Source organism: Nocardia sp. NPDC003345 (genome assembly GCF_053589395.1).
In genome coordinates this window covers 1-9,729 of the sequence record NZ_JBSFRU010000251.1, presented here as the reverse complement: position 1 = coordinate 9,729, position 9,729 = coordinate 1, and the positions used below count along the sequence as shown (strand labels likewise).

Annotated in this window: 8 protein-coding genes; 4 read left to right on the top strand and 4 right to left on the bottom strand. The window is 68.5% G+C overall.

Features of this window, described 5'->3' with window-relative positions:
- Positions 1–155 precede the first annotated feature (155 nt).
- The 4 genes from ACWDU1_RS23500 to trpB all read right to left on the bottom strand — a co-directional run bounded on the left by ACWDU1_RS23500 (position 156) and on the right by trpB (position 4,632).
- Positions 156–608, bottom strand: a complete 453-nt coding sequence (locus tag ACWDU1_RS23500; protein ID WP_450001569.1) for an Ig-like domain repeat protein — start codon at positions 606–608, stop codon at positions 156–158.
- Positions 609–763: 155 nt separating this feature from the next.
- A complete protein-coding gene (locus tag ACWDU1_RS23495; protein ID WP_450001568.1) occupies positions 764–1,591 on the bottom strand; it encodes a mycofactocin-coupled SDR family oxidoreductase in 828 nt (275 codons plus the stop codon).
- A 79-nt stretch (positions 1,592–1,670) separates the two neighbouring features.
- Positions 1,671–3,134 carry an MDR family MFS transporter gene (locus ACWDU1_RS23490; RefSeq protein WP_450001566.1) on the bottom strand — a complete coding sequence of 488 codons (1,464 nt, stop codon included), beginning with the start codon at positions 3,132–3,134 and terminating at the stop codon, positions 1,671–1,673.
- A gap of 259 nt (positions 3,135–3,393) precedes the next feature.
- The gene (gene trpB, locus ACWDU1_RS23485; protein WP_450001565.1) at positions 3,394–4,632 is read right to left on the bottom strand and encodes a tryptophan synthase subunit beta; all 1,239 of its coding nucleotides are present in this window, start codon (positions 4,630–4,632) and stop codon (positions 3,394–3,396) included.
- 343 nt (positions 4,633–4,975) lie between these two features.
- Between trpB and ACWDU1_RS23480 the strand changes: the two genes are divergently transcribed.
- The 4 genes from ACWDU1_RS23480 to ACWDU1_RS23465 all read left to right on the top strand — a co-directional run.
- A complete protein-coding gene (locus ACWDU1_RS23480; protein WP_450001563.1) occupies positions 4,976–6,448 on the top strand; it encodes an NAD-dependent succinate-semialdehyde dehydrogenase in 1,473 nt (490 codons plus the stop codon).
- Positions 6,445–7,509, top strand: a complete 1,065-nt coding sequence (locus tag ACWDU1_RS23475) for a tartrate dehydrogenase (protein ID WP_450001561.1) — start codon at positions 6,445–6,447, stop codon at positions 7,507–7,509. Before ACWDU1_RS23480 ends, ACWDU1_RS23475 begins: the two co-directional genes overlap by 4 nt.
- A gap of 256 nt (positions 7,510–7,765) precedes the next feature.
- A complete protein-coding gene (locus ACWDU1_RS23470) occupies positions 7,766–9,223 on the top strand; it encodes a catalase (RefSeq protein WP_450001559.1) in 1,458 nt (485 codons plus the stop codon).
- Positions 9,224–9,368: 145 nt separating this feature from the next.
- A partial coding sequence (locus tag ACWDU1_RS23465) for a glycerate kinase (RefSeq protein WP_450001557.1) occupies positions 9,369–9,729 on the top strand: 361 nt, incomplete at its 3' end.

Here is a 9,729-nt window from a genome sequence, read left to right as displayed (position 1 = left end):
GCGTCGAGGATCTCGGTGATCTTGCCCAGCACCAGCAGCGGCTGGTGATTTCCCGGCACCGCGCCCTCTTCCCTCGTCATAGCGCAGAATCTACGCCGCGCGGTCCGTGGGCGGGACCCGGGCCGCCGGGCACCGGTCCCGCGCCGCGACCGGTGTCAGAGGCAGAGGGTGCCGAGCCGCGGACCCGGCCGCGCCGTCACCTGGACCCCCTGCGAGATGGGCAGGATATCGGGCAACCCGTTGGAGTAGCCGGCGGTGAGCCCGTTGCTGCCGATCGCCTCCGGGGTCCACAGCACGGTGGCCGTACCGTTGCGCACCGGTGCCTCACCGAGAAGCACATCGCCGCCGCCCGGCAGCCGGTTGAAGAACTGCACGGTGCCCTTCTCCACGGGGCTGCCGTCGGGCAGGGTCACCTGCGCCTCCAGCATGAGGCTGCATCCGGTGGGTACCGCGGCGGCCGACGCGGTGGCCGGTTCACCGAGCACGTCGAGCCGGACCACCGGCGCCACCCCGGTATCGGCCACGGCCGACGGGGATACCGCGACGGCCGCCGCCCCGCACAGCACCGCCACCGCCCCACGCAGCTTCCGAGAACTCCTGTCCGACATGAGATCACCTGCTCTTTCGTCCGGGAACACTGCTGCCGGCGGCACCCTCATCCCGCACCGGCCGCGGATGCTCGCGGCGGCGAGCCCGGCCGGGTCCGAGGCGGGGGCGACCGCCGTGTGGGGGGCGGGTACCCGGCATTCGGGTTCGCACACCCCTACAGCGCGGTCCCCGCGTCGATGACGTGTGTGGTGCCGGTGATGTACTTCGCGGCGTCGGAAACCAGGAACAGCACCGTGTTCGAGATCTCGCCGGGGTCCAGTGCGCCCACCGGCAGCCCGTTCATCTCGGCGGCCACCGCCTCGAAATCGGCGCGGCCGGGATTCTCCAGATCCGGGCGGAACAGCCGGTAGGTGGATTCGTTGTAGACCATCGGGGTGCCGACCGTGCCCGGGTGGATCGAATTGACCCGGATACTCTGCGGTGCCAGTTCTTTGGCCAGCACCTTCATCAGGCCCACCAGACCGGCCTTGGCCGCCGCGTAGTGCGCGAGACCGTGATTGGCGACCATGGCGGCGACCGAACTGGTGATGACGACCGAACCGCCCCGCCCGCCGGCGGCGATATGCGGGACGGCGGCCTTGAGGGTTTTCCACACTCCGGTGAGATTGATATCGATCATCTCGTTCCAGGCGTCCTCGCTCATCGCGAGGGCCGGTGCGGGACTGGAGATTCCCGCGTTCGCGACGACGATATCGAGCCGGCCGAACTCCCCCGCCCCCGCCTCCGCGGCGGCGGCCAGGGCCTGGAGATCCCGGACATCGGCGTCGCGGGCCACGATCCGGCGGCCGGCCGCCTCGACGAGCTGTACGGTCTCGGCCAGGTCCGCGGCGGACGCCAGCGGATAGGGCACCGTTTTCGCCTCGGTCGTGGTGTCGATCGCGACGATATCGGCGCCTTCCGCGGCCAGCCGCAGCGCGTGGGATCTTCCCTGACCCCGGGCCGCCCCCGTGATGAACGCGACCTTACCGTCCAGAATGCCCATGGCCATCTCCGTCACTACTCGCCCGGCTCTCGCCGCGAGAATAATGTCTGCCGATGCCGAAAACGGCCGGAACGGCGGATCAGGCCTCGACGAGCGCCTTCTCGGATTCGCCGGATTCGGCCGCGACCTCCGGCGCGGTCGAGCGATTCGGCAGCAGCACGGCGGTGACCACCACGACCAGCGCCAAGGCCGCCGAGACCGCGAAGGCCAGCCGCATACCGTCCAGCTGCGCGGTCACCGGATCGGTACCGGCGGCTGTCAGCGCACTGCTGCGGGTGGCCATCACCGTCACCACCAGCGCGGTACCCAGAGCGGCGGCGACCTGCTGCAGGGTGCCCAGCATCGAGCTGCCGTGCGAGTACAGATCCTCCGGCAACGCCCCCAGCGCGAGGGTGAACACCGGCGTGAACGCCGCCGCCAGCGACACCATCAGCAGAATGTGCAGAGCCAGCAGCTGCCAGTAGGGTGTGGCGATCGCGATCTGCGTGAAACCGGCCAGCGCGGCGGTGATTCCGATCGCACCCGGGATCACCAGGATCCGGCCGCCGAGCCGGTCGTACACCCGGCCGACCAGCGGCCCCAGCAGCCCCATCGCCAGCCCGCCGGGCATCACCAGCAGGCCGGTCTCCAGCGGCGACAACTCGCGCAGGTTCTGCAGATACAGCGGGAGCAGCATCATCGAGCCGAGCATCGCCAGGAACGCGACGGCCATCAGGATCAGGCCCTTGGTATAGGTGCCCGAACGCAGGATCCGCAGATCCAGCAGTGGGGTGCCGTGACGCTGCAGCCACAGCTGCCGCGCCACGAACAGGCCGATGAGCGCGATCCCGGCCACGGTGATGAGCACCGGTACGGCGGCGCTGCCGGTTTCGAAACGACTCAGGCCGTAGACCAGGCTGCCGAAACCGAGGGCCGCGAAAACCACACTGAACCAGTCGATGGTGCCGGTCTCGGGCTCGCCGACATTCTCCAGCCGCCGCAGCCCGAACCAGGTGACCGCCCCGGCGATGGGCAGTACCAGCACGAACAGCCAGCGCCACGATGCCACCTGCAGGACGAGGCCGGAGATCACCGGCCCCATGGCGGGAGCCACCGAGATCGCGAGTGTCACAGTGCCCATGACCCGGCCGCGGTCGCGTTCGGGCACCACCGTCATCAGGGTGGTCATCAGCAGCGGCATCATCACCGCGGTGCCACCCGCCTGAACGATGCGCCCGATCAGCAGGACCGCGAAGGAGGGCGCCACCGCGGACAGCGCGGTACCGGCGAGGAAGACGCTCATGGCCAGCGCGTACGCCCGCCGGGTGGTGACCCGTTGCAGGAACCAGCCGGTCACCGGGATGACGGCGGCCATGGTGAGCATGAACGCCGTGGACACCCACTGGGCGGCCCGTTCGGTGACCTCCAGATCGTGCATCAGCCGCGGAATCGCGTTGATCATGATGGTTTCGTTCAGAATCACCACGAAGGTGGCGAACACCAGCAGCCGGACCACCACCGGAGTGCCACCACCGGTTCTCGGAACGGATGATCGAGCGGACATCGGCTACCTCCGGGGGTCGAACGAGCGGCTTGGGCGCGGGAGCGAGCGGCGGCGGCCGTGCCCCGAGGCCATATGAGGACAGACGAGGCCACCTCGCCGCGCTCATCGGCGACGGGTCAGTTTTTCCCGGCGGCTCGCACCGGATCAATCGGTTTTCCGGCCCCGGTATTCCAGGACACGGGCCGAATCGGCCGCTCACCGCCCGGATCGGACGCCATCGGCGACTTCTCCGATGTGACCGGAGTCATGGCCGGGCCGCTCAGCTCATCTCCGCGCGGCGCGCGGCGACCTCGAGATCCTTGTCCCCGCGGCCGGACAGGCACACCAGCACCACCGAACCGTCCGCGAGTTCGCGCCGGTCGTCGAGCTCCAGTAGATGGCCCACGGCGTGGGCCGATTCCAGCGCCGCGATGATGCCCTCGCTGTGGCTCAGCGTCCGCAGACCGCGCAGCGCGGTGGTGTCGGTGGCGGTGGCGCAGACCACGCGGCCGGTCTCCTTCAGATGGCTGAGCTCGGGGCCCACGCCCGGATAGTCCAGACCGGCGGCGACACTGTGCGTTCCGGCGATCTGGCCGTCGTCGTCCTGCAGGAGATAACTGAAACTGCCGTCGATCTCGCCCGGGCGGCCGGCGCTCAGCGAGGCCGCGTGGTCGCCGGTATCGACGCCGCGTCCCGCGGCCTCCACGCCGAGCAGGCGGACACCGGGGTCGTCGGCGAACGGGTGGAACGCGCCCACCGCGTTGCTTCCGCCGCCCACGCAGGCGAGTACATAGTCGGGGAGCCCGCCCTCGGCGGTCAGGATCTGGGCCCGCGCCTCGACGCCGATGATCGTCTGGAAATCCCGCACGATCCTCGGATAGGGTGCCGGTCCGGCGGCGGTCCCGAACAGGTAGTGGGTGGAATCCAGATTGGTGACCCAGTCGCGTACGGATTCGCTGATCGCCTCCTTGAGGCGCGCGTTCCCGGCGTCCACCGCCCGGATCTCGGCGCCCAGCAGGCCCATCCGGATCACATTGTGCTGCTGGCGCGCCATATCGGCGGCGCCCATATAGATGGTGCAGCTCAGCCCGAACATGGCGCATACCGTGGCGACCGCGACGCCGTGCTGTCCGGCACCGGTCTCGGCGACGACGCGGCGCTTACCCATCCGCCGGGCCAGGAGGCCCTGCCCGATCGCATTGTTGATCTTGTGCGAACCCGTATGCGCCGTATCCTCCCGCTTCAGGTAGACCTTCACGCCCGGAGTGGCCAGCCCGGCCGCGAAGCGCGGCGCCTGATGCAGCAGCGTCGGCCTGCCGACCCGGGTTCGCAGCAGATCGCGCAATTCCCGGGTGAACGCGGGATCGACGCGGGCGCGATCGTAGGCGACCTCGAGTGCGAGCAGTGCCGCCATCAGACCCTCGGGCACATATCTGCCGCCGAACCTCCCGAACCGGCCGTGTTCGTCCGGTAGATCCCGGTGCCGACGAGAACTATTCACTCCGCTGTCCGCGACCATCCCGGAGACCACACTCTCTACATCCGATCCGTTCGTGAGCAGTCTGTGCCGCGACCGCAAGCATCAGGTCACCTCCCGGCAACGGAATAGTTAACAGCACTAAAGATATGACTCTGCCGCGATTACCAGACTTCCCGCTCACGGGAATCCACTCGGTCACCTCCGAGGCGCCGGTAACAACCCCGGACACCGACCACACTCGCGGCACCACCGGTGAACTGCCCGGATCGACCCGATCCGGCGAGACCCTTGCGCATCCCCGGCGGGTAGACCACCCTATTGTAGGATTGTCGACAATCAGGGTCCGGGCACGACCGGCCGCCGACTGGGAGGAGCAGCCGCCATGCTCACCGAAGACACACTCACCGCCGCGGAACGCGCCGCCATCGATTCCGTACCCACCGGGCTCTACATCGGCGGGCGCTGGCAGGACACCGCCGCCACGATGCCGGTACTCGACCCCGCCACCGGCCTGACCCTGCGCTCGGTCGCCGACGCCACCCCCGACGAGGCCCTCGCCGCGCTCGACGCCGCCGCGGCGGCGCAGGCCGGCTGGGCCGCCACCGCGCCCCGGGAACGCAGCGATGTCCTGATGCGCACCCACCGGCTGCTCCTCGAGGAGGCCGACCGGCTGGCGCTCATCGCCACCCTCGAAATGGGCAAACCCCTCGCCGAGGCGCGCGGTGAGATCGTCTACGCCGCCGAATTCTTCCGGTGGTTCGCCGAGGAGGCCGTGCGGCTCGACGGCGGATATATGCCCGCGCCCGGTGGCGGATCCCGCTTCCTGGTCACCAAACAGCCGGTCGGCCCCAGCCTGCTGATCACCCCCTGGAACTTCCCGATGGCCATGGGTGCCCGCAAGATCGGCCCCGCCCTGGCCGCCGGCTGCACCAGCGTGGTCAAACCCGCCGAACAGACTCCCCTGTGCACGCTGGCCCTCGCCGAGATCCTGGAGCGGGCCGGCGCACCCGCCGGAGTGGTGAACGTGGTCACCACCTCCGACCCCGGTGCCGTGATGACGCCGCTGATCCACGATCCGCGCTCGCGCAAACTGTCGTTCACCGGTTCCACCGCGGTGGGCAAGATCCTGCTCGAGCAGTGCGCGCGGACCGTGATGCGTACCTCGATGGAACTCGGCGGCAACGCCCCCTTCATCGTTTTCGACGATGCCGACCTGGACGCGGCCGTCGACGGCGCCATGGCGGCCAAGATGCGCAATATCGGCCAGGCCTGCACCGCGGCCAACCGGTTCTTCGTCCAGCGCGGTGTGCTCGAGGAGTTCGCGCGGCGGCTCGCCGCCCGGATGGGCGAACTGCCCATGGGACGCGGCACCGAACCCGGTGTGGTGGTCGGACCGCTGATCGACGAGGACGCGGTGGCCAAGGTGACCGATCTCGTCGCCGACGCCCGGGAACGCGGCGCCCGCGCCCTGGTCGGCGGCGAACCGCTGAGCGGTCCCGGCAACTTTTATCCCGCCACCGTCCTGGTCGATGTCCCCGACACCGCGCGGATCTGCCATACCGAGGTCTTCGGCCCGGTCGCCGGTATCACCGCGTTCGACACCGAGGCCGAGGCCCTCGACCGCGCCAACGACACCCCCTATGGTCTGGTGGGTTACGTGTACACCGAGAGCCTGCGCCGCGGGCTGCGGGTGTGCGAAGCCCTCGACACCGGCATGGTCGGACTGAATCAGGGGGTGGTGTCCAACCCGGCCGCGCCGTTCGGCGGGGTGAAGGAATCCGGTCTCGGCCGCGAGGGCGGCCTGGTCGGAATCGACGAATTCCTCGAGATCAAATACATCGGAGTGACCCTGTGAGTTCTTATCGGATCGCGACCATTCCCGGCGACGGTATCGGCGTCGACGTGACGGCGGAGGCGGTGAAGGTTCTCGACCGGGTACTGCCCGGTATCGAATGGACCGAATTCGACTGGTCCTGCGAGAACTACCTGCGTACCGGTTCCATGATGCCCGCCGACGGTCCCGAACGCCTCGCCGGTTTCGACGCGATCCTGCTCGGAGCCGTCGGGTTTCCGGGCGTGCCGGACCATATCTCGCTGTGGGGCCTGCTGATCCCGCTACGGCGCGCGTTCGGGCAGTACGTCAATCTGCGCCCGGTGCGGCTGCTGCCCGGCACCACCTCGGCGCTGCGGGATCGCGGCGCCGACGATCTCGATCTGCTGATCGTGCGGGAGAACTCCGAGGGCGAGTACTCCGAGATCGGTGGTAAACACAATCCGGGCCGGCCCGACGAGTTCGTGCTGCAGGAATCGATCTTCACCCGGGTCGGTTGCGAACGGATCATCCGCTACGCCTTCGAACGCGCCTCCGAACGGGCGGGCCGGTTGTGTTCGGCGACCAAATCGAACGGGCTGATCCATTCGATGCCCTATTGGGACGAGATCTTCGAACGGATCGCCGCCGAATATCCGGCGGTCGAGACCCGGCAGATGCATGTGGACGCGCTCGCCGCCGAGATCGTGCTGCATCCGGACCGGCTCGATGTGATCGTCGGCTCGAACCTGTTCGGCGATATCCTCTCCGATCTGGCCGCCGCCGTCACCGGCGGGCTGGGGTTGGCGCCGTCGGGCAATATCAACCCGGAGCGCGACGCGCCCTCCATGTTCGAAGCGGTGCACGGCAGTGCCCCCGATATCGCGGGCCAGGGCATCGCCAACCCGGTGGCGCAGATCCTGGCGGGCGCCATGCTGCTCGACCACCTGGGCGAGCATTCGGCGGCGGCGGCCGTCGACCGGGCGGTCACCGACGTGCTGGGTTCCGGCGGGCCCCACACCCCCGATCTGGGCGGTACCGCCACCACCACCGATATCGGCGACGCCATCGCCGACCGGGCCTCGGCGCTACTGCTGCCGAGCTGAGCCGAACCGGGGCGGCCGCCTGCCGCAGGGGCCGCCCCGGCGCCCGAATCGGGCCGAAAATACCCCCTGAGCTGTGCGTGTATCGGCGGCGCGAATCGGACCTTCCCAACCCGAGTACCGGATGACAAGCTGGGTACTGCCAGTGTGTGGACGGCTATGAACCAGCTCTTTCCTCGCGCTCGATCCGGCCGTCCGTCCGATCGCCGGCACCGCGCCGCGGTGCCGGTACGAACGCTCGGAAGGAGACGCCGCGAGCATGACCAGCGAGAAGCCCGATATCCTGACCACCGACGCCGGTATCCCGGTCGAAAGTGACGAGCATTCACTCACTGTCGGCCCCGACGGCCCCATCCTGCTCCAGGATCACTATCTGATCGAGCAGATGGCCCAGTTCAACCGGGAGCGGATCCCGGAACGCCAGCCGCATGCGAAGGGCAGTGGCGCGTTCGGCCGCTTCGAGGTCACCAACGACGTCAGCGCCTACACCAAGGCGGCGCTCTTCCAGCCGGGGGCGAAAACCGAGATGGTCGCCCGGTTCTCCACCGTCGCCGGGGAGCGGGGCAGCCCCGACACCTGGCGCGATCCGCGCGGGTTCGCCCTGAAGTTCTATACGACCGAGGGCAACTACGACATGGTCGGCAACAACACGCCGGTCTTCTTCGTCCGCGACCCGCTGAAGTTCCAGAACTTCATCCGCTCGCAGAAGCGGCGGGCCGACAACAACCTGCGCGATCACGATATGCAGTGGGATTTCTGGACACTGTCCCCGGAGTCGGCGCACCAGGTCACCTGGCTGATGGGCGATCGTGGCATCCCGAAGACCTGGCGGCATATGAACGGCTACTCCAGCCACACCTACATGTGGGTCAATGCCGAGGGGCAGAAGTTCTGGGTCAAATATCATTTCAAGACCGATCAGGGCATCGACTTCCTCACCCAGGAGGAGGCCGACCGGCTCGCCGGCGCCGACAGCGATTACCACATGCGAGATCTGTTTCAGGCGATCGACCGGGGCGATCACCCCAGCTGGACGCTCTACATGCAGATCATGCCGTTCCACGATGCCGAGAACTACCGGTTCAACGCGTTCGACCTCACCAAGGTGTGGCCGCACGGGGACTATCCGCTGATCGAGGTCGGCCGGATGACGCTGGACCGCAATGCCACCGATAATCACACCCAGATCGAGCAGGCGGCGTTCCAGCCCAACAACCTGGTGCCGGGTATCGGGCTGAGCCCGGACAAGATGCTGCTGGGCCGGGTCTTCTCCTACGCCGACGCCCACCGGGCCCGGCTGGGTGCGAACTATCAGCAGATACCGGTGAACGCGCCGCATGTGCCGGTCCACAGCTACAGCAAGGACGGCGCGATGCGCGTCCAGCCGGTGACCGATCCGGTCTACACACCCAATTCGAAGGGCGGCGCCCGCCCGGACACGGATCGCTACGGCGAACCGGCGGGCTGGCAGTCCGACGGCGCCATGGTCCGGTCCGCCTACACCCTGCACGCCGAGGACGACGATTTCGGCCAGGCCGGCACGATGGTGCGGGAGGTGCTCGACGACGCGGCCCGCGAACGCCTGGTGAACAATATCGTCGGTCATCTGCTCGACGGGGTGAGCGAACCGGTGCTGCACCGGGCGTTCGAGTACTGGCGCAACGTCGACAAGGATCTGGGTGACCGCGTCGAGCGGGGCGTGAAGTCCAAGGCCTGATACGTGCGTGTACGACAAGCCGCGGGTCTCTCCGGAGCCCCGCGGCTTTCGTACGTTATGAGGTCTCCCGGTCCGGCCCCGGTGTGGCCCGCATTCCGCCCCGTGAACCCGGCGGGATGGACACCGGAATATAGAGTCGGCGACCATGACCGTTCTCGTCGCCCCCGACAGTTTCAAGGGCACTTTCACCGCCGCCGAGGTCGCCGAGGCGGTCGCCGGGGGTATCGAGGAATCCGGGAGTACGGCGATCCGGCTGCCGGTCGCCGACGGTGGCGAGGGCACACTCGACGCGCTCGCCGGGCCGCTGGGCCTGCGGATCGTCACCGCCGAGGCGCGCAACCCGTGGGGGGGGCCGCGGCGCGCGGGGTTGGGGCGGTGCGGCGACGGGACGGCGGGCCTCGAGGTCGCCGCGGCCCCTGGGTTAAACCCCCCCGATAGGAAGAGCACACCTCAGAAAAACACTCAAAACAACGAACATCTCGTATTTCGTGTTATGCTTGTAAAAT